Raw genomic sequence first — 23,350 nt, 5'->3', positions numbered from 1 at the left:
ATCAAGCTAGGAAGGGGATTTATCATTGAGTAAGCGTTCTTTGAATGGAACTGATTTTACCGCTATGGTTCTGGCTGGGGCGGAACAATTGCAGCAGCATGCCGAGCATGTCAATTCATTGAATGTGTTTCCGGTACCTGATGGTGATACGGGCACGAACATGAATCTGACGATGGGTGCCGGTGTAGTAGAACTGAAGAGAAACAATTCGAATTCGATCGGGCACAGCGCAGGCGTGCTGTCCAAGGGACTGCTCATGGGCGCGCGGGGGAACTCCGGCGTGATTACCTCCCAATTGTTCCGGGGCTTTGGACGCTATGCCGCAACCTATGATGAACTGAATGCGGTTCAGTTCGCGCAGGCGCTGCAGACCGGAGTTGACGCAGCTTACAAGGCGGTGGTCAAGCCGGTGGAGGGCACGATCCTGACGGTTGCGAAGGAAGCCGCGAAGCATGCGGTATTTTTGGCACGGCGCACACCGGATATTACGGAGCTCATGGAACAGGTGCTCGCCAAAGCAAAAGAAACGTTAGCCCAGACTCCGGAGATGCTCCCTGTCCTGAAGCAGGTGGGGGTTGTCGATTCGGGGGGACAAGGTCTGGTTTATATTTACGAGGGATTTTTGCAATATTTGCACAGCGTCAGCGAAGGCGGCTATGCCTACCAGTCCTTTGCGGCACCGAGTGCGGTACAGCCGGCCCAGGATCAACCGGCGGCAGCAAGAACCCAGGTAAAGCCAGCGCCCGTGGCGACAGAAGTGCCGGATATTGCGCAGTCCCGCCTGGAAACGGAAGACATCGAATTTTTATATGATATGGAATTTTTCATTAACCGGAAGTTAGGGGATGCGGCAGGTACGCATTTCGACGAGGATCAATTCAGGAAAGCGTTGTCAATGAACGGGGATTCGATTATCGTCATTGCCGATGATGAGATCATCAAGGTTCACGTGCATTCCAAAGCACCGGGCGAGGTGCTGAATTTGGCGCTGCGTTACGGCGAAATTACCCAGATTCATATTCTGAATATGCGCGAGCAGCACCGGGATCTGCTGTCGGCCGGGATGGACATCGCACCGATGCCGGAGATTTTTGCTGATATTCCGGTCGAATCGATGGATCATACGCCGGAAGAGGCGCCCGCCGAGCCGCCGGCCGATGAACTGGCACCTTACGGGTTTATCGCTGTGGCCTCCGGACAGGGTATTGCGGACATTTTCAAGAGCTTGGGCGTCGATGTCGTCCTCTCGGGCGGCCAGACGATGAACCCGAGCACGGAGGACTTTGTGAACGCGATCGCGTCCATTTCCGCGCACCATATTTACATTTTGCCGAACAACTCCAATATCGTGCTGGCCGCCCAGCAGGCGGGAGAACTGCTTGAGGGCGAACGCAGCGTGAAGGTCATTCCGAGCAAGACGGTGCCTCAGGGCATTGCTGCGGCATTCGCCTTTTCGGAGGAAGATTCCGAGGAGACGAATACGAGCAGCATGCTGGAAGCGATCGGCCGGATCAAGTCGGGTCAAGTGACCTACGCCGTGCGCGACTCGCAAATCGATCAGCTGGATATTAAAGCCGGCCAGTTTATCGGCATCGAAAATTCGAAGATCGTGACGGCTGCCGAAGGTCTTCTGCCTGCATGTCAGGAGCTTCTGACCAAGATGCTGGAGAACGGGGACGAAATTGTGACCATTCTCGCCGGGGAAGAGGCGAACCCGGAAATGACGGGCGAGTTGGCTGCGTGGCTGGCAGAGCAGTACCCGGATGCGGAAATTGAAGTGCATCAGGGCGGACAGCCGCTGTACTATTACATTTTTTCAGTGGAATCTTGAAGAGCAGCCTTGGGACCGAAAATCGAAGTTTGAATGAAAATGAAGGAGGCCCCATTCGATGACCCAACCGGTAATTGTAACGGACAGTACGGCCGACATACCCGAGGATATCGCGAAGCAGCATGACATTCACGTCGTTCCGCTCCGGCTGATGTTCGGCGAGGATACCTTTGAAGACGGCGTGGATATTTCCGCTGAGGTGTTCTACAAACGGCTTGTCCAGTCCGAGCAGCTTCCGACTACGTCGCAGGCTTCTCCAGCAGATTATATGCAGGTTTATCAAGAAATTATGAATGAATATCCGGGCTCGCCGATTATTTCCTTTCATATTTCTTCCGGGCTGAGCGGCACGTATCAATCGGCCACGATTGCCAAGTCCATGCTGGAGGGCGACCCGGATATTACGATCGTCGATTCCAAATCGGCGTCCTACGGATTCGGCCTGCTGGTCGTGCATGCAGCCAGACTGGCTGCCGAAGGCAAAACTGTAGAGGAAATCGTGCGTTCCGTTGAAGAGGTACGCAGGCAGCGCAAGCTGTATTTTCTCGTGGACACGCTGGAATATTTGCAAAAGGGAGGACGAATCGGCAAGGCGGCGGCCATGATCGGCAACCTGCTGAACATCAAGCCGATTCTGTCCATTGACGAAGAAGGCATTATTTATGCGGTGGAGAAGGTCAGAGGCCGCAAGAAGGCGCTGGCCCGGATCCTGGAGCGTTTTCGGGAGGATTTGGGCGGCGTTCAAAACATCAATGTGGCAGTGGGCCATACGGCCGACCCGGCTTCAGCCGAGCCCGTGCTTGAGGATCTGTCGCGGGACTTCCGGCTGCAGGAGGTCATTCTGACGAACATCGGACCGGTCGTCGGAACCCATGTCGGGCCCGGGACGCTGGCCGTGTTTATATGGCCCGCTTAAATGAGGGATAACCATGAGTCTGAGTCTTGAACAAATATCGGTACGGCAGGTCCGCGGCGTGAGCGCCCTCAAGGAAGGGGAGCTTCACGCCTTTGGCATCTTTACGGTGAAGGATTTGCTGGAATATTATCCGTTCCGGTACGAGGATTACCGGCTCCGTTCGCTGCAGGACGTGAAGGACGGGGACAAAATTACGATCCAGGCGAAGGTGATGGGCGTTCCCGTACTGCAGCGGTACGGGCGAAAGTCCCGCCTCAGCTGCAAAATGATGGCTGAGGAATGGATGTTCACCGCCACCTGGTTCAATCGGCATTTTCTGAAGGATCAGCTGACCTCCGGGCGCGAAATCGTGCTCGTCGGCAAATGGGACCAGCGCCGTATGCAGCTGACCGTGTCGGAATCGGAGTTTCCGGACCAGGGGGCATGGCGCAGCGGTACGGTGCAGCCGGTCTATTCGGTCGGGGGCAAGATTACGCAGACCTGGATGCGCAAAACGATGACCCAGGCGCTCGAGCAGTACGGGGAAATGATCCCGGAAATTTTGCCGGAGGAACTGCTGCGGAGGTACCATCTGATGCCGCGGAAAAAGGCGATCGCCACGATCCACCAGCCCCAGGATACCGGGGAAGGGCAGCAGGGGCGCGAGCGGATGGTCTATGAGGAGCTGTTTCTGTTTCAGTTGAAAATGCAGGCGTTCCGCGCCCTGAACCGGGAGCGGATGGACGGCGTCGTCCATACGGTGGACAACAAAACGATGCGCGAGTTCGTGCGCAGCCTGCCGTTCGAGCTCACCGATGCGCAGAAGAAGGTCGAGCTCGAAATTTTGCAGGATATGCGCTCGCCGCACTGCATGAACCGGCTGTTGCAGGGAGACGTCGGCTCCGGCAAAACGGTGCTGGCCGCGATCGCCTTGTACGCGTCGGTGCGTTCGGGCTATCAGGGCGCGCTGATGGTGCCGACCGAAATTTTGGCCGAGCAGCATACGCGCTCGCTGCAGAAGCTGTTTGAGCCGTTCGGCATCACCGTCGGCCTGCTGACCGGCAGCGTTACGGGGCGCAAGCGCAAGGACCTGCTCGCCTCGCTGCAGATGGGCTTGACCGACATCGTCGTCGGAACGCACGCCCTGATCCAGGAGGACGTGTTTTTCCGCAAGCTGGGCGTGGTGGTTACCGACGAGCAGCACCGGTTCGGTGTCAACCAGCGCGGCATTCTGCGGCGCAAGGGGTATAATCCGGACGTGCTGACGATGACCGCGACGCCGATCCCGCGGACGCTGGCGATTACAGCGTTCGGCGATATGGACGTGTCCACGCTGTCGGAGCGCCCGAAAGGACGGATCCCGATCACGACGTACTGGGTCAAGCACAATATGCTCGACCGGGTGCTGGGCTTCATCGCCCGCGAGGTGGACCAGGGGCGCCAGGCGTACCTGATCTGTCCGCTGATCGAGGAGTCGGACAAGCTGGACGTGCAGAACGCGATCGATCTGCATGTCCAAATGCAGCAGGCGTTCCCTTCCTACAAGGTGGGCCTGCTGCACGGCCGTATGACGCCGGCGGAGAAGGAGGAAGTGATGCGGGCCTTCTATGAAAACGAGGTGCAGCTGCTCGTCTCGACCACGGTCGTCGAGGTCGGGGTGGACGTGCCGAACGCGACGCTGATGGTCATTATGGACGCGGACCGTTTCGGCCTGTCACAGCTGCATCAGCTTCGGGGCCGTGTCGGACGCGGCGAGCACGCTTCCTACTGCGTGCTGATCGCCGATCCGAAGTCGGAGGTCGGTCAGGAGCGCATGAACGTCATGACCGAGACCGACGACGGCTTTGAAGTATCCCGGCGCGACCTGGATCTTCGCGGACCGGGAGATTTCTTCGGCACGAAGCAGAGCGGTCTGCCCGAGTTCCGCCTGGCGGACATGGTGAGTGACTTTGCCGTGCTGGAGCAGGCGAGGGATGACGCCGCCCGGCTGGTGGCGGATCCGGCGTTTTGGACCTCCCCGGCATACGGGCCGCTGCGGGACTATTTGCAGCAGGAGCAGATTTTTCAAGGAGATTTGGTCGATTAGGTCAGTGGACAACCCCTCCCGTCATATACTTAGTTGGACTGCATTAGACGGGAGGTGCCAATATGGGTTATCAGCAGTACGGAATCAGCCCCCAATTGGTCGCACGGATCAAGCTGAAGATGAAAAATCCGGCCACCAAGGAGCGCATTAAAAAATTGATCGAAGGCGTAAACAAACAGGACCTGCAGGATCCGGCCAGGGTACAGCGGCTGGTCAAGTCGGCATCGTCCATCATGAACGAGAAGCTGACCGGCGCCGAGGAAGGACAAATCGTCCGGTTTGTGATCGCCCAAAAGATCGATCCCAATAATACGTTCCACCTGATCAAGTTGTGGGGAATGTTTCGCTAAAAAAGCATACAAGCGCTTAGAATGCAGCCCTCCGGGAGAAACCCGGGGGGCTTTTTTTTGTATTCAAAGCAGGCAGCAGCGAGACCTGCCCGAACTTCTTGACGTATTAGGCTGTCAGGTGATTTGCGGACTCTCTTCCTTTGAAGATCATTGCAGCGGTTGTGATGGAAACCGCGAGGTTAGTCCTAGTCATTTGGTCGCAATATGACGTCTGATGTCAGATATTGCGTTTGAAACAGAGAAATTTTGGGTAACTGATTCGAAGTGGTCTTCTTTATTGCATCCACAATATTCATAATTGGAGGGATCATGTTGCCAGGACTGAAATTGGGGAAGAGCAGCAAGCCGGCCCGGTCGAAAGAACCGGATGAATCCCGGCGGAAATTTTTGAAAGCCTCGGGAATGACGCTTGGCGGTCTGGTCGTCGGCGGTGTGTTCGGGGGCGTCCTGACGGACAGTCTGGAGAAAAATCAGGCCCCCAAGACGGCGCCTGCCGACAGCAAGCCTGAGGCTTCGCTGCAGGATGCGCTGATGTTCTTTAACCAGGAGCAGTTTAAAATGACCGAAGCGGCGGCCGAAAGGATTTATCCCGAAGATGAGAACGGTCCCGGTGCCAAGGCGCTGGGCGTCGCCTTTTTTATTGATCATCAGCTCGCAGGACCATGGGGCTATAACGCGCGGGACTATATGATGGGTCCTTTTGTCCAGGCCAAGGCAACGCAGGGGGAGCAGTCGCGGCTGAAGCGCAATGAGATGTTCACGCTGGGCCTGGAAGGACTGAAGAGCTACTGCCAGCAAAAGCACCAAAAGGCTTTTACGGAGCTTGAGGGCCAGCAGCAGGACGAAGTACTGACCGCCATGGAGAAAGGGGACAAATTCCCCATGCGCGGGGTGACGAGCAGCAGCTTCTTCAACATGCTGAAAAATTTGACGATCGAGGGCGTATACGCCGATCCGCTCTATGGCGGCAACCGGAATATGAACGGGTGGAAGATGCGGAATTTTCCGGGCAACCAGATGAGCTACGCCCAGCAGATTACGAAGGAAGGGCTGGTCCAGATCCAGCCGAAAAGCCTGCAGGCTCACATGAGCGAATAAATTTCACAGATATAAGGGGACATCAGAATTGGCCAAATTACCTAAAGTACCAGTGGTTATTGTTGGAATGGGCTGGGTCGGCGGCATCATTGCGGCCGAGCTGACCAAAGCGGGCGTCCAGGTCGTCGGACTGGAGCGCGGAAAAAGCCGGAGTACGGAAGATTATTTCATGGATCATGATGAGCTGCGGTATGCGCGGCGTTTTGAACTGATGCAGGACTTGTCCAAGGAAACGATCACGTTCCGCAATACGGAATCGATGAGGGCGCTGCCGATGCGCAGCTATGGATCTTTTCTGCTGGGGGACGGGCTCGGCGGTGCCGGATCGCATTGGAACGGGCAGACGCACCGCTTCCTGCCGTATGACTTTGAGATTTACAGCCAGACGGTCGATCGGTACGGAAAAGGCAAAATCCCCGCCGGCATGCAGCTGCAGGACTGGGGAATCACGTATGATGAAATCGAGCCGTATTACGACAAGTTCGAGCAGATGGCCGGCATTTCCGGGGAATCGGAAGCGAACCCGATGCTTGGCAAACGGTCCCACCCGTTTCCGACGCCGCCGATGAAAAAAACGCCTATCCTGCAAAGGTTCGAGGAGGCTTCCAAAAAGCTCGGGTACCATCCGTACATGATCCCTTCGGCCAACCTGAGCGAGAACTACAAAAATCCGGACGGCGTCTCCCGTGCGGCCTGCCAGTACTGCGGATTTTGCGAGCGGTTCGGCTGCGAGTACGGCGCCAAGGCGGATCCGGTCGTGACGGTGATCCCGACGGCGATGGCCACCGGCAAGCTGGAGGTGCGCACGTTCTCAAACGTGACCGAAATTCTCCATGACGGCAAAAAGGCGACCGGGGTTGTGTACATCAACACGGTAACCGGGGAAGAGGTGACCCAGCCGGCGGACGTGGTCATTCTCGGCAGCTTCGTGCTGAATAACGTGCGCCTGCTGCTGAGCTCCAAGCTCGGAACGCCCTATGACCGGAAAACCGGCCGGGGAACGATCGGCCGGAATTATGCGTATCAGGTCAACTCCGGGCACGCGGTCGGCTTTTACGATGATGAGGAATTCAGCACGTTCATGGGCGCCGGGGCGCTCGGGATGGAGTTCGACGACTTCAACGGGGACAACTTTGACCATTCCGATTTGAAGTTTCTGCACGGGGCGGGCATCCGGATCAGCCAGAACGGCCTGCGCCCGATTGAGAACAATCCGGCGCCGAAGGGCACGCCGACCTGGGGCAAGGAATGGAAGAAGACCACGCTGAAGTACGCCAACCGCGTGCTGACCGTTGCGACGCAGGGGGCAAGCTTGCCCTGGAAGCACCACTATTTGGATCTCGATCCGACCTATAAGGATATTTACGGCAAACCGCTGCTGCGGATTACGTTTGATTTCGAAGATCAGGACCGTGAGCTGACGAAGTTTCTGGCAGACAAGGCCGGTGAGGTCATGAAGGAGATGGGTCCTTCCCATGTGGAGGTCAAGGACAAGCTCGATCCGTACAATATCGTTCCTTACCAATCCACTCACAATACCGGGGGGGTCATTATGGGCGCGGACCCGGAAACGTCGGCGGTGAACAGTTACCTGCAGATGTGGGAAGCGGAGAACGTGTTTGTGGTAGGTGCTTCGGCATTTCCGCATAACAGCGGCTACAATCCGACCGATACCGTCGGCGCGCTTGCCTACCGGGCGGCGGAAGGGATCCAGAAGTATTTGAAACAGGGAGGCATGCTTGTCTGAACAGGCAGTGCTTTCGGGCTACTGCGTGACGGTCATGCGACTTCAAAATGGAAAAGGAGGGATCGGCCATGCTTTCGACGATCGGAATACCGGGGCTGCTGCTGTTGCTGCTGCTCGTCCTGCTGCTGTTCGGGCCGTCCAAGCTGCCGCAGCTCGGCAAGGCGGTGGGAACGACGCTTCACGAATTCCGCAGCTCTGCGCGGCAACTGACGGAAGAGGATGAGGAGAAGCAAGATGCGGGGCGCCGCCAGGAAGGATAAACAGAACAACATACTTATTTATTTTAAATGGAGGGATTTAACATGAAAAAATGGATGCTGATGGGACTTACACTGCTGCTGGTTTTTGTGCTTAGCGCCTGCGGAAGCAGCGGCGGAAGCGGGAGCGGCTCGTCGGACGAGTCTTCGTCTTCCGGCGGCTCGGACGGCGTGAAAGAAATTAAGGTGACGGCGTCAAACTTTAAGTTTGAGCCATCCGAGATCAAGGTCAAAAAAGGCGAAAAAGTCAAAATTACGCTGGAGAACAAAGATGGAAACCACGGTCTGGCCATTCCCGATTTCAACGTGGACCTGCAGAAGCCAAGCTCGGCAGAATTTACTGCCGATCAAGCAGGTGAGCATGAGTTCCACTGCTCCGTCATGTGCGGTGCCGGCCACAGCGATATGAAGGGGACCCTGATTGTTGAATAAATTGACTTGGCAGATGATGGAGCACCGGACTGCCTTCTGACGACACAGGAGGCAGAATCGAGAAAGCGCCGCCCAGCCGGACCGTAAAGGTTCGCGCAAGGCGGCGCTTTTTTTTGCATATATACGGTTACGCGCCTTCCGGCACCCGTTCGATGCAATCGGGCGTATCGTTTTTAACCGAATTGACCGTCCTTGCGACCGGGTAAGCTTCCATTTCCTCCGCAGGATAGGGCACCAGCAGCTTCTGCAGGGCGTTTACGTCCGTCTGCCCTCGGTCCAGCCAGGCCATTTCGTCCTCCGGGCGCAAAATGACGGGCATCCGGTCATGGATCGGCGCCATCAGCGCATTGGGCCCGGAAGTGATGACTGTGCAGGTGCTCAGCTTGCTGCCGTCCTCCTGCAGCCAGGTGTCGTAGAGGCCGGCCATGCTGAAGATTCCCCCACCCCGGAGGGTAATCCGGTAAGGGACTTTGCCGCTGTCGGTTTTCATCCATTCATAAAATCCGTCGGCTGGGATCAGGCACCGCTTCCTCGCAAAAGGCAGCTTATAGGCCGGCTTGTCCGCCAGCGTTTCGCTTCTGGCGTTGATCATCCTGCTCCCCATGCTGCTGTCCTTGGCCCAGGACGGGACCAGTCCCCATTTAAGCTGACCGGCGCGAAGGCTGCTTCCATCATGAATGACGGCCAGTACGTTCTGCGCCGGAGCGATATTGTAACGGGGATGAAAGTTCAGCGCAAGCTCAAGCTCATAGCGCAGCATCAATTCTTCCATCGACACGGTCAGTGTATAACGGCCGCACATCAGGCACTCCCCCTTTTGTGGAATGATCGTTGTAAACAGTGTACCGCGGGATGCCGGTTTACGCCAGCCTGTCTGCCAGCAGCAAGGGAAGGCTGTCAAAAAATACATTTGCATAGAGAACATGTGTTTGGTATATAATACGAATATACGTTCGCTTACCGAGTGAGCATGCTTCGTGGAGAGGGAAGCGGCCCGGATCGTTTTTTTCGACGAGCGGTCTTTAGGGTGCTGGAGCTTCTCGGAGCTGCCCGGCCCAAACCGGTTTAACGAAATGCCAAAGTGGATGTGGAGGGTGTGTGCGCTTGAGCAGATCAAAGGAGAGAATTATATTTTTGGCCGATTGTCAGAGCTTTTATGCAAGCGTAGAGAAGGCGGATCATCCGGAGTATAAAGACAGGCCGCTCGCCGTTGCCGGAGACCCGATGCGCAGATCGGGCATCATTCTTGCCGCATGCCCGATCGCCAAGAGCTACGGGGTATCGACCGCCGAACGGCTGGGGGAGGCGCTCAAGAAGTGCCCGGATCTCGTCATTATGCGTCCAAGAATGCAGCATTATATCGATGTCTCGCTTCAGATTACCCGGATTTACGAGGAATATACCGATCTGGTCGAAATATTCAGCATCGACGAGCAGTTTCTGGACGTGACCGGCAGCCTGGCTCTCTTCGGCGACCCTGTGAGCATTGCGAAATCGATCCAGCAGAAGGTGATGGAGGAGACGGGAGTCTGGGTGCGGGTCGGCATCAGCTCGAACAAAATTTTGGCTAAAATCGCCACCGACATTTGGGCGAAGAAGAACAAGGAGGGCATTTTTATACTGCCCAAAGCCGACATCGAGAAGAATCTGTGGCCGCAGCCGGTCCATAAAATGTTTGGAGTGGGCTCGCGCATGACGGCCCATTTTGCCAAGCTCGGCATGACGACGATCGGGGATGTGGCGAGAACGCCTCTTCCCCAGCTGAAGGATAAATTCCGGGCCCGGTTCGGCAAGCAGTCGGATATCCAGGCCGAAGTGATGTGGCGCACCGCCAACGGCATGGACGACAGCAAGGTGACCCCGGAAACGTTCGACAAGCCTCCCAAATCGGTCGGGCATATGATGACGCTGCCCCGGGACTACGTCATCCCCAAGGAGGTCGACACGATCCTGCTGGAGCTGACGGAAGAAGTATGCCGCGACTGCCGCCGGAAGGGCTATATGGGCTCGGTCGTCACAGTCAGCTGCATGTGCAGCCCTTATGACGCGCCGACAGGCTTTTCCCGGCAAATGAAAATGCCGGATCCCACGAACAACACGAACAAGGTGTATGAAGCCGTAAAAGCGATTTTTTATAAGCACTGGGACCGCATGCCCGTTAGGCGCGCCGGGGTCATGCTGAGCGAGCTCAGCGACGACCGGAATTACCAGCTGACGCTGTTTGAAGACCAGGAGCGGCTGCGGGCTCTGGAAAAGGCGACGGACCATATCAAGCAGCGGTACGGCAGCATGGCGATCGTAAGAGCCTCTTCCCTTACGGGCGCCGGCCAGGCGGCGGAGCGGTCCATGAAAATCGGGGGGCATTATAAATGAGCAAGAAGCTTGAGAATAACGGGATTTGGGAATCCAGCCGCATGATGCTGCCACAGCACCGGGAGGAACTGCTGAAGCGGCGCTCGCAGCAGCCGGAGGAGCACCGGCCGCCCCGCAGGGAGGACCTGGAGCTGATGCGGGACAGAATCCTGCTGCCGGTCATGATATCGATTGTGAAGAAGCGGATCCAGGCGATCGAGGCGTCAAGCGAGGCCTTGAAGCACCTTTATTCGAAGGTGGCCCAGGTCCTGCTGCAGGACATCCAGAAGGATTTGTCCAAGGTGGAGCAAACCATGCTCGATGAGCGCATCGATCTGACCCAGGAGGGAAAGGACACCCAGATGATCTGGTACCGGTATTCGTTTCATGGGTATGAGGATACCTTCACGATCACGCGGGATTATATGCGCACGGAGGTCAGCGTAAGAATCGGACGGTACTCGGACCGGCTGATTACGGCATTGTACGCCCGTCTGCAGGATCATAAGTAGAAATAACCGAATGGAGCCCGTTGTCTTGTCTGGGAGACAACGGGCTTTTGGCCGTGTCGTATCTGGGCGAGATCAAGATCGGCGGACATCCAGGCCGCTGTGGCCATAACGATGGATAGGAAGCGTACAGCAGAAATTACCAGGTTCAGCCGCCGGGATTCAGGGTAGGTATGGGAGTGGAACGCCCAGGAACGGAATGGGGCCTGTTTCCTATTTTGGAAATCCGGGGGATCATACGTTTTGCAATTCGGCGGGAAAAAGGCCGCCAATGGTAAATTTCAACAAATTGCGATTTTAAAAAAAGCCCCCATATCGATTGATTTTTGAAAAACCTGCCCGATGATCCTAGTCAAAAAGGAGCGGGGGAACGGGGAGGAAGGACCACAAAAATGACCGAAAAGTCTGGTAATTGAAATCCAGTAAATGGAATGATTTGGTGAAAAAAAGACAGGAGGTCCTACCCGGGACCACGTTCTCATTTTTGTAATGTGACATAAATTGGCAAACGTTGATGTGACGCGGTTTTTCGCTGTCGCTTTATCGGACTATGGTATCAATTTTGTAATCTTTATGGATAAAGCTGTTAAATAGACCACAACTTTAGCAATTTTGAGGCGTATAAATGTCCAGTTAACCTGTCGCCTCAAGGCTTGGTTTACGTTTCTTTGTTATTCGTAACGGGGCCGGTTGACAGGGGATGGCAGGGCTCTATGGTCCGCACGAGGGAGTGGCGGGCTAGGTCGACGGGGTGGGAAATTTCCAACTACTAGCCTAGTTTACAGATCGGGGCCGAATAGTTAAAAATTAGATTTAGGCGAAGGCCAAGCCCCGGACCGATGAGGCAAAAATCGAAAACGAGGTGGGAACGAAGAGGCGATGATCAGACGTAAAACACTATTTATTTGGATCACGGCGGCTGCGGTTCTCATAGCCGGAGGCGGGGCGGCGGGACTGATGTTGAAGAACCCGACGGCTGCGGCCTACAAAGATCCGGACGGTACGAGATTTACGTTTAAAACCCAGGGGGACCGTTTCCTGAAGTACGAGAAGGACGGGACATGGAAAGAGATATTCGTTAAAGGCGTTAATCTTGGCGCCACGGTACCGGGACATTTTCCGGGGGAGCTGCCGGCGACCGAGGAAGATTATCTGCGCTGGTTTAAAGAAATTGACGACATGGGCGCTAACGTCATACGGGTCTATACGATTCACCAGCCCGTATTCTATCAGGCTCTCGTCAAGTACAACAAAGACAAGGGGGACGACCCTCTGTATTTTATGCAGGGGATCTGGTCGCCTGAAGAACAGCTGATCGAGCAGCAGGACGCCTATTCGGGGGATATTACGAAACAGTTCAAAGAGGAAATCAAGAAAGCGGTGGCCGCGGTATACGGCGATGTCACGATCCCGCAGAAGCAGGGTGCGGCAAGCGGGGAGTACAAGGCGAATGCCGGCAAGTACTTGATGGCATGGCATCTTGGAACCGAATGGGACCCGGGTATGGTCAAAAATACGAACAAGGTGCACAGCGACGTGAAGGCCTATCAGGGCAAGTATTTTTCGGGTACAAAAGACGCGGCTCCGTTCGAAAACTGGCTGGCCAGCTTGCTTGACTATACGGCCGAGCAGGAGGAGCATTACGGTTGGGAGCATCCCGTGACTTTCACCAACTGGGTCACGACCGATGTGCTCAGCCACCCTGGCGAACCGCTGTTCGAGGAAGACATGGCGAGCGTTGATGCCCGGCATGTTCAGCCTACCGGCTGGAAAGGCGGTTATTTTGCGGCCTATCACGTCTATCCGTATTACCCGGACTTTTTCCGGACGGATTCGACGCTCCAGACGATCAAGGACGACCAGGGGAACTACAATACCTACAAAGCTTATCTCCGTCAGCTAAAGGCCAAGTATAAGGACATGCCGCTGATGGTCACGGAGTACGGTGTTCCTTCTTCTGTCGGCGTGTCGCATTTTGGCGCCGGAGGGCGCGACCAAGGCGGCCATAACGAACAGGAACAGGGAGTGATCGATGCATCCCTGACCAAAGACATTCACGACGAAGGCTACGCTGGCGCCATCCTGTTCATGTGGCAGGACGAATGGTTCAAGAAAACCTGGAACACGATGCCGATGGAGCTGCCTGAAGACCGGAGGTCCTATTGGATCAATGTTCTGACCAATGAGAAAATGTTCGGCCTGCTCGGCATGCTGCCGGGCAAGGAGAAGCTGATTACGATTGACGGCAATCTCACCGACTGGGACAGGCTCCCGGAAGGGGAAGTACAGCACTGGCAGGGCAAGATCCCGGGAGTCCAGGATATGAAAATTACGCATGATGAGGGCTACCTGTACATCGGCATGAAGCTGGATCATCCATTTGATCCCGCCAAGTCGAAGCTCTACATCGGTGCCGACACGATCACAGGCGGCAACCAGCCGTCCGCGAAGCAGCTTCCCGGGAGGAAGCTGGAAGGCGGGGCGCCCGAGACGCTGATCGAAATCGGCAAGGACGAGGAGTCCCAGGTGGAAATCGCGGCCGATTATGATTTTCACCAGCGGCTGTACGGCAAAGACGGTTATTGGATGCTGCCCGAGGCCGAGGCAGGAAACACGGCGCCGTTCCATCCGTGGAAGCTGGCGATCAGCCTGCTCATGAATCCGCCGGATACGCGCTTTTCGCATCCGTTCATCGACAAGACGATTGGTACGCTGAAAAGAGGGACGACGGACCGCAGCAAGGAGACGTTCGACTCGCTGACTTCTTGGCAGTACAGCGGTGATTCGATAGAGATGCGAATCCCGTGGATGCTGCTGGGCTTCTCGGATCCGAGCTCCCTTCAGGTCATCGACTACGGTCCGCTGAAGGAACGGAGTTACTTCGGCACGACCACAACCGACGGGATACGGCTTATTCCGTGGATCGTCCAGCGTGACGGAAGCGGCGTGTCCTGGCCCGGAGGAGACCAGAAGACGCTGAACGTGCAAAGCCTGCCGCTGTATACCTGGAAGCAGTGGGACACGGTGCAGTACAGTGAACAGTTGAAGCAGAGCTATTACATCATGAAGGATGCTTTTACGAAAATTTCCGGCCCTAAAGAGAAAAAGGAGTAGGAGAATTGACTTTCTAAAAAGGAGGAACCTGCTAACATGTTTCATTTAACCGTTGCCTATATTTTCATCTATGTGTGCCTCGGCTTGATTGCCCTAGGGATTCTGCTGTTGTTCCAGATGAAAATATCGCATAACCGGGAACAGCGGAACCGTGAAGCGTATGCGAAGAAGCATCATGACTACTTTGTGTACGTTCAAGCCAATCTGCAGGACAATGTCGAATTGAGGCTTCCGCCCGGCAAGCTGAAGAAGCTTGAGAAGAGAGTGATTCAAGATAAATTCATCGAGTGGATCGAGCAGTTTAAAGGGGATTACCGTTCCAAGCTGATCGAGCTGTGCCGTGAGGCCGGCTTTGTGGAGGAGGACCTGAAAGCACTCCGCAGCATCCGGTACGGCCGGAGGCTGGAGGCGGCCTACCGTTTGGGAGGCATGCGCGCACCGGAGGCGGTGCCGATGCTGCAGAACATCCTGCAAAAACGCAAATACAGCTCGCTGTCGATCGTTCTGGCCCGCTCTATTGCGAAAGCGGCTGATAACAGCGAGGATCTGCTCCAGATGCTGCGCGCCCTCTTGTCTCACGGCAAGCCGATCCATAACCTGGCGGCGGATATTATGCTGGAGACGGGGCTCGATTCGAGTGCGATTTTGCTCAAGCTGCTGAACGACTCCGATTCCGCGCTGGTCAAGGTGGGACTGGTGGCCATGTGGGGACAGGCTGTACCGGAAGTCATGCCGGTTCTGGGACGTTTGGTCGGTGCGGAAGAGAAGGACGTTCGCGCCGAAGCGGTCAAGCTGTATCTCACTACAAATCCAGCGCTCAAGGACGATACGATCGCCCAGCTGATGAGCGACCGAAGCTGGGAGGTCCGGGCCGAGGCGGCGAGAGCGCTTGGCCAGCTGCACGCCGCAGGCAGCATTCCGCTGCTGACCGATGCGCTCCGCGACTCCAGCTGGAAGGTGCGCTATAACAGCGCCGAGAGCTTGGCGGAGCTGGGAGAAGCCGGCTTTGAGGCCCTGTGCCAGGCCGCGCTGACCGGCGCCGGCATCCAGCGCGAGGCTGCGCTGCACCGGATCGAGCTGGTGATGGAAAAGGAGCGCGAGCACAGCGCGATCGAACAAATGGTGGCTTACAACAAGAAACGGCTTCTGTACGACCGTTATTTCGGCGTGAAGCAGCCGGCCAAACGGGTTGGCGGGGTAGCCGCTGTAGGAGGGGATTACTCTGCTTAGAGACATACTAATGTATTACGGCATGGTCGCCGTGTATTACGTCATGATCGTTAACATTTTGTACTTTACCATTATGATCCTATCGTACCGGAATATCGGGACCATCTACCGGAGGTCCAAATATTCCAATTACAATACGCTGTCCGGCTCGGAGCTGGTGCCGCCGGTATCGCTGCTGGTGCCGGCCTTCAATGAGGAACTGACCATCAGCGAGAACGTCAACTGCCTGCTGACGCTCAACTATCCGACCTACGAGGTCATCGTCATTAACGACGGGTCCAGCGACAATACGGTGGATGTGCTCATCAAGGAGTTTCGGCTCAAGAAAATGCCGAATCCGGAGTTCCGGGGGACGATCGACACGCAGGAGATTCGAGGCGTTTATCATAATCCCGATTATCCCTCCCTGTTTGTAATAGATAAGGAAAACGGCGGAAAGGCCGATTCGCTGAATGCCGGTATCAACTTGTCGCATTATCCGCTGATCTCTTCCATCGACGCGGACTCGCTGCTGGAGAAGGATGCCCTGATCCGCATGGCCCGCATGTACATGGAGAATCCGGAGGAAATGGTGGCGATCGGCGGCGACGTGCGTATTGCCAACGGCTGTCTGATCGAGAACGGTGCGGTGCAGAAAGTGTCGCTGCCGCGCAAAATCTGGCCGATGTTCCAGTCCATCGAGTATATGAAAGCCTTCCTGGGCGGACGGATCGGCTGGAGCCACATGAACGGCCTGATCATTGTCTCGGGCGCGTTCGGCCTGTTCCGCAAGGACTATGTCATTGCTGTCGGCGGGTACCGCGGCGGTTATCCGGGAGAAGACATGAACATCATCATCAAGCTTCACCGGTACATGCTCAGCCATAAAATCCCGTACAAGGTAGCTTTTTGCCCTGAAGCGGTCTGCTGGACGCAGGCACCGGATACGTACAAGATTATCTCCAACCAGCGCAAGCGCTGGGGGCGGGGAAATCTGAAGAACATGATCGAGAACCGCGGAATGCTGTTCAATCCGAAGTACAAGGTCATGGGTATGATCACGATGCCTTACAACGTCCTGTTTGAAACGTTAAACCCTTATTTTAGAATCACGGGCCTATTGGCTCTGGTAGGATATACGCTGCTGGACATGACTCACTGGCGCATTCTATTGACTTTCTTCCTTCTGAACTTCCTGAGCGGCTATCTGCTCAGCGTCGGTGCCATCATCCTGGAGGAAATCGCCTTCCGGCGATACAAGAAATTGTCCGATCTGTGGAAAATGCTGCTGTTCTCCGCGCTGAAGTTTTTCGGTTACCATCAGCTCGGCGTGCTGTGGCGCGTCCAAGGACATATCCAGTATCTCCAGAACAACAATTCCTGGGGAACGATGACCCGGCAAAGCTGGAGTGAAGAAAGCAAAACGGCCTGATGGGCCCCGATTCAAAGATTTATACATTTGAGAGAGGTGGGAGTGGATTATGCCGCAAACCGTAACTTTACAGAGAGAACAGACGACCGATGTGTACCACCATCTGGGAGAACGTTTGAAGGAAACGTCGCCGGACACTTGCGGAATCATGTTTCTGTACAGCAGTGCGAACCCTCCGCAGCTGGAAGAGCGGGTTCGGGAGATTTTGCAGCATGGTTCCGGGCTCGACTATGAGGTGCTGAAGGATGCGCAAACCCGGACGCTGGCGATTCTGCTGCCGGGACTTACGCTGGATGCGGCCCATTACCAGGCGCTGCTTCTGAAGCAGCAGCTGCAGGAGACGGTGAAGGATGCCGATCCGCGGATTACGCTGACCGTATTCCCGGGGCAGGTCGAACCTACGCCTGGCGTTCTCAAACAGATGGCCGAGTCTACAAAGCTCAGCACATCGTCCGATATTCATATATTTACGAAAGAGGAGGCCGCGGAAGAGGCCGGAAGAATTTTGATCGTCGACAATGACGCCACCGTCCGCGAGTTTCTCCAGATTCGTCTGAAAATGCAGGGCTACGAGACGCTGGCCGCTCATGACGGCACGTCCGCCCTGGAACTGATCGAGAAATGGGAGCCGGATCTGGTGCTGACGGAGCTCAACCTTTACGGGATTGACGGGCTGCCGTTCATTCACCAAATCCAGCAGCTGCCGGTCGACAACACGCCGAAAATCGTCGTGCTGACCGAACAGCGCGTGGAGCAAACCATCAGCCAGTGCTTTAAACACGGAGTAGACGACTATGTGACCAAGCCTTTCTCTCCGGTAGAGCTGGATGCCCGTATACACCGGTGCTTTCACTAAATCATCCGCTTTTCTTGAGCGTTACTTAGCAGCAGACCAAAACTTACATCTAATGGAGGTTGAGTGCTTGTGAATCACGAATATGAGCAGTTGTTGGAAGGAATTAAAACCAAAAAGGCCGTATTGGGCGTAGTAGGACTGGGATACGTAGGACTTCCGCTGGCCGTGGAAATGGTCAAGCAGGGCTTTACCGTAATCGGTATCGACGTGGATCCTGCGAAAATCGATAAAATCTATCAGGGCGAATCCTATATCACGGATATCTCTTCTGAAGACTTGGCCGCGGTCGTGGCTAGCGGACGCTTCAAGCCGACGACGGACTACAGCATGATCGCCGTCATCGACGCGCTCAGCATTTGCGTGCCGACACCGCTCAGCGAAAACCAGGATCCGGATACGTCCTACATTACGAGCGTTGTGGATCAAATCAAGCTGCACATGAAAAAAGGCATGCTGATTACCCTGGAAAGCACGACTTACCCGGGTACGACCGAAGAGCTGATCCAGACGGAAATCGAAGCGCTCGGCTACAAGGTGGGCGAAGACTTCTTCCTCTGCTTCTCTCCGGAGCGGGTGGACCCTTCCAATGTGCGCTTTAACACCTTCAATACGCCAAAAGTTATCGGCGGTACGACCGAAGCCTGCCTTGAGCTGGGGACGGCGCTCTACTCCCAGTATGTACAGACGGTGGTGCCCGTCACTTCGCCGAAAGTGGCCGAAATGTCCAAGCTGCTGGAAAACACGTTCCGCAGCGTAAACATTGCCTTCATCAACGAAATGGCCATGATGTGCGACCGCATGGGCATCGACATTTGGGAAGTCATCGACGCAGCGGCAACCAAGCCGTTCGGCTTTATGCCGTTCTATCCGGGTCCTGGCATCGGTGGACACTGCATTCCGCTCGATCCGATGTACCTGTCTTGGAAGGCGAAAGGCTTCCGCTTCTACAGCAAATTTATCGAGCTGGCACAGTCGACCAACGACAACATGCCGTATTACGTTATCGGCAAGACGTCGACGATTCTGAATGAATACGCGAAGTCTATCAAGAAATCGTCGATTCTCATCCTCGGCATGGCTTACAAGCCGGACATCAGCGACCTGCGCGAATCTCCGGGGCTTGAAGTCTACGAACTGTTCAAAGAGAACGGCGCGAATGTGGAATACTACGATCCGTACGCTGTCAGTTTCCGCGACAAACACGGCGAGACCGTGCACAGCGTAGCCTACGATCCGGCGCAGTTTAAAAAATACGACTGCATGGTGCTGATCACCAATCACAGCGGACTCGACTACGGCGAAATCGCGGCGATGGGCGTGCCGATCATCGATACGCGCAATGCATTCAAAAACTACACCCTGCCTCATATTTATAAAATCGGACATTCGGTGCAGCACGTGGAAGAGCCGGATGTGGCGTTAATCGTATAATAAAGGAGGGGATGGTTTGGGAGAGCTGCTCAAAAAAGCGAAAATCCCGGTGATCATAGTCATCTGCGGCTTGCTGCTCCTGCCTCTCCTGTTAAAATCGTCAACAATGGAAGATCAAAAAGCGACCTGGCTGTGGGATACCGAGCTGATCAAGGATCCCGGCAAAATTATAGCATTCTGCAGGGAGCAGAACGTAGGCACGATCTTCCTTCAGGTTCAGAAAAAGGTTAGCGATGAGGACTACCGCCGCTTTATTGCGGCAGCCTATGAGGAAGGCATTGCCGTGCATGCGCTGGACGGGCAGCCCGATTGGGCCTATGAACGCCAGAGCAGGGAGGCGGATCAATTTCTGCAGTGGGTGTTTGATTATAATGCAAAAGCAGCCCCAAGCGAGAAGTTTACCGGCATCCAGCTGGATGTGGAGCCCTATCAGTTAAGACGCTGGCAGAGGGATCAGGACGGCGTAGTCCGCGAATGGAGCAGCAATGTGGAAAAATGGGTAGCCCAGGGCAAGGAGAATGGCCTGTACATGAGTGCGGCCGTTCCCTTCTGGCTGGGCAACGTTAAGGATGCCAACGGCAGCGGGAACCTGAGCCGGTGGATGATCAGCCAGTTTGATGCCGTCGCCGTCATGTCGTACCGGGACAGTGGACGGAAGATTTACGATGTGGCCCGCGAGCAGTTGGATGAAGCGGACCAGCTCGGTAAATCGGTATGGATCGGCATGGAGCTGGGCGACACCGAAGAAGGTTCGCACATCACGTTTTTTGGCAAGGCCGTGCCTGTGATGGAGGAAGAGATGAAGTCTGTGAACAGTTTGGGCGACAGCCATCCTTCCTTTGCCGGACTGGCGGTACACCATTATGAAATTTGGCAGGACAAAATCGCTTCAGCGGCTTCGGACGAGAAGCCCGAGAAGTCCAATCAGTAAATGAAATCAGGCGTGCGAAGAGGGAAACCATTCGCACGCTTTTTTTCGTGGATGGAGAGCAGCCTCGGCACCGCACAAGGTTGAACGCATATCGCACACCGATATAAAAGACCCCGCTTGCCGGGGGCTTCACTTCAGGCATCCGGCAGCCGGATGCCGAGATAACGGCTGAGCACGAGGCCCGATTCCGCCTGCACGTACGTCCAGAGCATGGCGAACCGCCGCTGGTATCCGCGGCATAGATACGACGCCTCAATGCCCTTGGCGGTCCGGGTTTCCTCGTAGACCCGAATGCCTCGGGCCTTCATCTCGCGGCGGATCGACGTCAGGCTCGCCATAATCTGATCCTGGATGGACGACAGGGCGCGGATATACAGCTGTGCCATCTTCAGCGGGACCGTGCCGATCAGGCGAACGTCCTGCTCCAGCGCATCAAGCAAAACCACGTGCAGCAGGTAGGCTTTGACCAGACGGCCGTCTTCTTCCGAGGGGGCCGGAGGGGAGAGGGATGCTTTCATGAGGCATGGCACTTCCTTACTAACAGTATAGGAACATACGTTCTAATTATACTCATGTTAAGGCAAAAGTATTCGGGAAGGCAATAACGAATTTATGGAAGCGCGCAGAGTTTCGGTCCGGACGGGTGGATTTGGTATAATAATGAGAAGCGTAGCTTCGCAGAAGCGGCATTGAACAAAAGAAACTTGGAATCGCGGAACTTTAGGTTGGAGGAAAAATCATGTTTTTGAACAAAGGAGAAATATTATTCAGACAGGGGGACAGCGGGGAGTTTTTATACCATATCAAGAGCGGCTTGTTCAAGGTAACACGGCTCCATAAAAACGGGAACAGCGTTCTGTTTAACGTGCTTTATCCGGGGGAAACGGTGCCTCACCATTCGTTGATCACCCCGAAGGATACCCACGGTACGGCAACGGCCCTGATGCGCAGCGAAGTCGAGAAAATTCCGGCAGAGGAGTGGTACCGCGAGCTCAGGGAGCATCCGGAGAAGGCGCTTGAAATCGCCCTTTTGCTGCAGGAAAAGGTGCGCTTTATGCAGCAGCGGATCGACCACTTAACCGTCGGAACTCCGGCCGAGAGGCTGGCGCTGCTGACCGATTGGCTGGACAGCTACGCCCACGGTATCCACTTTACCGAGCTGCTGACCCAGGAGGAGATCGGCCAGCTGATCGGGGTACGCAGGGAAACGATCAACCGGCTGCTTCGAGGGCATTAACATAGCGCCATCCACTCATCCGCCATACGCAAACGGTCCGGTAAACAAACAAAAGGGCTGCCCATTCAGGTTCTCTGAACCTGGGGCAGCCCTTTTGTGCATTTTAGTAAATCGTATTGGCCGGTTTGGAAATCGCATAGGCTAACTCAGTGCATTGCATTTGCTAAATCAGCGCATCGCATTGACCAATCCGTGCGTTGCATTGGCTTCAAATGACACCGTAGTCCGATAGGCGGGTTATCCCGCGAGCTGACAAGCTAACCGAGCTTGGCCCGCCGCCGATACGTTAGTCGAGCTGGCCTGCCGGGCCGAAAAATTCGTAATGGATCCGCTCTGCGGGGATTCCCAGCTCCTTAAGGGCGCTGTAGACGGTGCGCATGAACGGAACCGGACCGCAGAAGTAAAAATCAGCGTTTGGATCGACGATTTGCTGCAGCCATGCAGCGTCGATATATCCGGTTTTATGGCAGCTGTCGCCTTCAAGCGGTGTCTCATAGCAGAGGTAGGAGGACATTTGCGGATGCGCGCCTTCAAGGTCGGCGATATGCTCCTTCATCGCATGATGGCTTCCGTTTATCGCGGCGTGAACATAAGTGACTTTACGGGCCGGCTGTTCTTTCAGCAGCGTCTCCAGCATGCTGACCATTGGCGTCAGGCCGACCCCGCCGCTGATCAGCACGACGGGAATGTCTTGGGTCTGATCCAGCGTAAACGTGCCTGCCGGTGCACTGATTTCAAGGACGGTGCCTTCTTGGGCATGCTCGTGCAGATAGTTGGAGACGACGCCTGCCGGTTTACCCGGCGCGGCATCTTCGCGGCGCACCGAAATCCGGTAGGAAGAACCGCCCGGCGCAGTGGACAAGCTGTAGTGGCGGATCTGTGTATACGGCTGGCCTTCAGGCTGAACGCGGACCGTGATGTATTGTCCCGGTAAATAAGAGGCGATCGGTCCGCCGTCTTGCGGTTTTAAATAGAAGGAAGTGATCACTTCGCTCTCCTTCACTCTCCGTTCCACGACGAATGGGCGGAAACCGGACCAGCCTCCCGGTGCGGCTTCAGCTTCCCGGTACATTTCCGCTTCCACGCTGATAAATGCGTTTGCAATGACGCCGTAAGCCTCTTTCCAGGCTTCAAGAATTTCCGGTGTGGCCGCGTCGCCAAGAACTTCCTTGATGGCCCCAAGCAAATACTGCCCGACGATCGGGTAATGCTCCGGCTTGATTTGCAGCGCCCGGTGCTTCTGCCCGATCTGCTTGACGGCTGGAATAATATCCTCGAGATGATCGATATGCGCGGCTGCGGCATAGACGGCGCCCGCCAAGGCGGCCGACTGCCGTCCTTGACGCTGGTTGGCATGGTTGAATATGTTCAGAAGCTCCGGATGATCCTTGAAGAGATTGTTATAAAAGACGGATGTAATGGACTGTCCGTGTACTTCCAGTACCGGAACGGTCGATTTGATCGTATCAATGGTTTGTTGGCTCAGCATAAAGGGTTCCTTCTTTCAACGTAATATTTAACGATTTCATACGTTAAGTATAGAAAAGCCGACCACCCTTTATTGTGATTTCAGTCACATAAAA

The 23,350-nt window shown here is 55.4% G+C and carries 20 protein-coding genes; 17 read left to right on the top strand and 3 right to left on the bottom strand.

The features are described from left to right. Positions 1-25: 25 nt before the first annotated feature. The 8 genes from KI379_RS18790 to KI379_RS18755 all read left to right on the top strand — a co-directional run bounded on the left by KI379_RS18790 (position 26) and on the right by KI379_RS18755 (position 8,696). Positions 26-1,831 carry a DAK2 domain-containing protein gene (locus tag KI379_RS18790; RefSeq protein ID WP_212984406.1) on the top strand — a complete coding sequence of 602 codons (1,806 nt, stop codon included), beginning with the start codon at positions 26-28 and terminating at the stop codon, positions 1,829-1,831. Positions 1,832-1,889: 58 nt separating this feature from the next. Then, positions 1,890-2,747 carry a DegV family protein gene (locus KI379_RS18785; protein ID WP_212984405.1) on the top strand — a complete coding sequence of 286 codons (858 nt, stop codon included), beginning with the start codon at positions 1,890-1,892 and terminating at the stop codon, positions 2,745-2,747. A gap of 13 nt (positions 2,748-2,760) precedes the next feature. Beyond that, the gene (gene recG, locus KI379_RS18780) at positions 2,761-4,812 is read left to right on the top strand and encodes an ATP-dependent DNA helicase RecG (RefSeq protein ID WP_212984404.1); all 2,052 of its coding nucleotides are present in this window, start codon (positions 2,761-2,763) and stop codon (positions 4,810-4,812) included. 62 nt (positions 4,813-4,874) lie between these two features. Then, on the top strand, positions 4,875-5,162 hold the full coding sequence (locus KI379_RS18775) for a stage VI sporulation protein F (protein ID WP_212984403.1): 288 nt from the start codon (positions 4,875-4,877) through the stop codon (positions 5,160-5,162). A gap of 309 nt (positions 5,163-5,471) precedes the next feature. After that, positions 5,472-6,260 (top strand): gluconate 2-dehydrogenase subunit 3 family protein, encoded by a 789-nt coding sequence (locus KI379_RS18770; RefSeq protein WP_212984402.1) that lies wholly within the window; start codon positions 5,472-5,474, stop codon positions 6,258-6,260. 67 nt (positions 6,261-6,327) lie between these two features. Then, the gene (locus KI379_RS18765) at positions 6,328-8,007 is read left to right on the top strand and encodes a GMC family oxidoreductase (protein ID WP_076169949.1); all 1,680 of its coding nucleotides are present in this window, start codon (positions 6,328-6,330) and stop codon (positions 8,005-8,007) included. Positions 8,008-8,075: 68 nt separating this feature from the next. Beyond that, a complete protein-coding gene (gene tatA / locus KI379_RS18760) occupies positions 8,076-8,267 on the top strand; it encodes a twin-arginine translocase TatA/TatE family subunit (RefSeq protein ID WP_076169950.1) in 192 nt (63 codons plus the stop codon). Positions 8,268-8,309: 42 nt separating this feature from the next. Then, positions 8,310-8,696, top strand: a complete 387-nt coding sequence (locus KI379_RS18755; protein ID WP_076169951.1) for a cupredoxin domain-containing protein — start codon at positions 8,310-8,312, stop codon at positions 8,694-8,696. Positions 8,697-8,823: 127 nt separating this feature from the next. On the opposite strand, the gene KI379_RS18750 is transcribed toward KI379_RS18755, so the two are convergent. Then, positions 8,824-9,498 (bottom strand): SOS response-associated peptidase, encoded by a 675-nt coding sequence (locus KI379_RS18750; protein WP_089548130.1) that lies wholly within the window; start codon positions 9,496-9,498, stop codon positions 8,824-8,826. Positions 9,499-9,800: 302 nt separating this feature from the next. Here KI379_RS18750 and KI379_RS18745 point away from each other — a divergent pair, with 302 nt between their 5' ends. The 8 genes from KI379_RS18745 to KI379_RS18710 all read left to right on the top strand — a co-directional run bounded on the left by KI379_RS18745 (position 9,801) and on the right by KI379_RS18710 (position 20,530). Beyond that, a complete protein-coding gene (locus KI379_RS18745) occupies positions 9,801-11,069 on the top strand; it encodes a DNA polymerase IV (RefSeq protein WP_212984401.1) in 1,269 nt (422 codons plus the stop codon). Next, entirely contained in the window at positions 11,066-11,560 is a 495-nt protein-coding gene (locus tag KI379_RS18740; RefSeq protein WP_212984400.1) for a hypothetical protein, read from the top strand. The genes KI379_RS18745 and KI379_RS18740 overlap by 4 nt, the downstream gene beginning before the upstream one ends. 876 nt (positions 11,561-12,436) lie before the next feature. Next, complete coding sequence (locus KI379_RS18735) at positions 12,437-14,671, top strand: hypothetical protein (protein WP_076169955.1); 2,235 nt, start codon at positions 12,437-12,439, stop codon at positions 14,669-14,671. Positions 14,672-14,707: 36 nt separating this feature from the next. Further along, complete coding sequence (locus KI379_RS18730; RefSeq protein WP_076169956.1) at positions 14,708-15,901, top strand: HEAT repeat domain-containing protein; 1,194 nt, start codon at positions 14,708-14,710, stop codon at positions 15,899-15,901. 43 nt (positions 15,902-15,944) lie between these two features. After that, the gene (locus KI379_RS18725; RefSeq protein WP_179232149.1) at positions 15,945-17,312 is read left to right on the top strand and encodes a glycosyltransferase family 2 protein; all 1,368 of its coding nucleotides are present in this window, start codon (positions 15,945-15,947) and stop codon (positions 17,310-17,312) included. A 49-nt stretch (positions 17,313-17,361) separates the two neighbouring features. Beyond that, positions 17,362-18,168, top strand: a complete 807-nt coding sequence (locus KI379_RS18720; RefSeq protein WP_116229606.1) for a response regulator — start codon at positions 17,362-17,364, stop codon at positions 18,166-18,168. A gap of 69 nt (positions 18,169-18,237) precedes the next feature. Further along, complete coding sequence (locus KI379_RS18715; RefSeq protein WP_076169958.1) at positions 18,238-19,599, top strand: nucleotide sugar dehydrogenase; 1,362 nt, start codon at positions 18,238-18,240, stop codon at positions 19,597-19,599. Positions 19,600-19,615: 16 nt separating this feature from the next. Further along, positions 19,616-20,530, top strand: a complete 915-nt coding sequence (locus KI379_RS18710; protein ID WP_076169959.1) for a hypothetical protein — start codon at positions 19,616-19,618, stop codon at positions 20,528-20,530. 134 nt (positions 20,531-20,664) lie between these two features. On the opposite strand, the gene KI379_RS18705 is transcribed toward KI379_RS18710, so the two are convergent. Then, positions 20,665-21,048 (bottom strand): hypothetical protein, encoded by a 384-nt coding sequence (locus KI379_RS18705; RefSeq protein WP_105444604.1) that lies wholly within the window; start codon positions 21,046-21,048, stop codon positions 20,665-20,667. Positions 21,049-21,269: 221 nt separating this feature from the next. Here KI379_RS18705 and KI379_RS18700 point away from each other — a divergent pair, with 221 nt between their 5' ends. Beyond that, positions 21,270-21,767 (top strand): Crp/Fnr family transcriptional regulator, encoded by a 498-nt coding sequence (locus KI379_RS18700; protein WP_076169961.1) that lies wholly within the window; start codon positions 21,270-21,272, stop codon positions 21,765-21,767. A 286-nt stretch (positions 21,768-22,053) separates the two neighbouring features. Here the strand turns inward: KI379_RS18700 and hmpA are convergent, their stop codons facing one another. After that, positions 22,054-23,256, bottom strand: a complete 1,203-nt coding sequence (gene hmpA / locus KI379_RS18695; RefSeq protein ID WP_089548125.1) for an NO-inducible flavohemoprotein — start codon at positions 23,254-23,256, stop codon at positions 22,054-22,056. Positions 23,257-23,350 lie beyond the last annotated feature (94 nt).

The organism is Paenibacillus cineris (genome assembly GCF_018333335.1).
GTDB lineage: Bacteria > Bacillota > Bacilli > Paenibacillales > Paenibacillaceae > Paenibacillus_AQ > Paenibacillus_AQ favisporus.
The sequence above is the reverse complement of the archived record's forward strand: the minus strand, read 5'-3'. Positions and strand labels throughout refer to the sequence as shown.

What these genes read in the sequence shown, in the direction of transcription:
- KI379_RS18785 (WP_212984405.1), top strand. Translation starts at nt 1,890, where the DNA reads ATGACCCAACCGGTAATTGTAACGGACAGTACGGCCGACATACCCGAG.
- recG (WP_212984404.1), top strand. Translation starts at nt 2,761, where the DNA reads ATGAGTCTGAGTCTTGAACAAATATCGGTACGGCAGGTCCGCGGCGTG.
- KI379_RS18775 (WP_212984403.1), top strand. Translation starts at nt 4,875, where the DNA reads ATGGGTTATCAGCAGTACGGAATCAGCCCCCAATTGGTCGCACGGATC.
- KI379_RS18770 (WP_212984402.1), top strand. Translation starts at nt 5,472, where the DNA reads ATGTTGCCAGGACTGAAATTGGGGAAGAGCAGCAAGCCGGCCCGGTCG.
- KI379_RS18765 (WP_076169949.1), top strand. Translation starts at nt 6,328, where the DNA reads ATGGGCTGGGTCGGCGGCATCATTGCGGCCGAGCTGACCAAAGCGGGC.
- tatA (WP_076169950.1), top strand. Translation starts at nt 8,076, where the DNA reads ATGCTTTCGACGATCGGAATACCGGGGCTGCTGCTGTTGCTGCTGCTC.
- KI379_RS18755 (WP_076169951.1), top strand. Translation starts at nt 8,310, where the DNA reads ATGAAAAAATGGATGCTGATGGGACTTACACTGCTGCTGGTTTTTGTG.
- KI379_RS18750 (WP_089548130.1), bottom strand. Translation starts at nt 9,498, where the DNA reads ATGTGCGGCCGTTATACACTGACCGTGTCGATGGAAGAATTGATGCTG.
- KI379_RS18740 (WP_212984400.1), top strand. Translation starts at nt 11,066, where the DNA reads ATGAGCAAGAAGCTTGAGAATAACGGGATTTGGGAATCCAGCCGCATG.
- KI379_RS18735 (WP_076169955.1), top strand. Translation starts at nt 12,437, where the DNA reads ATGATCAGACGTAAAACACTATTTATTTGGATCACGGCGGCTGCGGTT.
- KI379_RS18730 (WP_076169956.1), top strand. Translation starts at nt 14,708, where the DNA reads ATGTTTCATTTAACCGTTGCCTATATTTTCATCTATGTGTGCCTCGGC.
- KI379_RS18725 (WP_179232149.1), top strand. Translation starts at nt 15,945, where the DNA reads ATGATCGTTAACATTTTGTACTTTACCATTATGATCCTATCGTACCGG.
- KI379_RS18720 (WP_116229606.1), top strand. Translation starts at nt 17,362, where the DNA reads ATGCCGCAAACCGTAACTTTACAGAGAGAACAGACGACCGATGTGTAC.
- KI379_RS18705 (WP_105444604.1), bottom strand. Translation starts at nt 21,048, where the DNA reads ATGAAAGCATCCCTCTCCCCTCCGGCCCCCTCGGAAGAAGACGGCCGT.
- KI379_RS18700 (WP_076169961.1), top strand. Translation starts at nt 21,270, where the DNA reads ATGTTTTTGAACAAAGGAGAAATATTATTCAGACAGGGGGACAGCGGG.
- hmpA (WP_089548125.1), bottom strand. Translation starts at nt 23,256, where the DNA reads ATGCTGAGCCAACAAACCATTGATACGATCAAATCGACCGTTCCGGTA.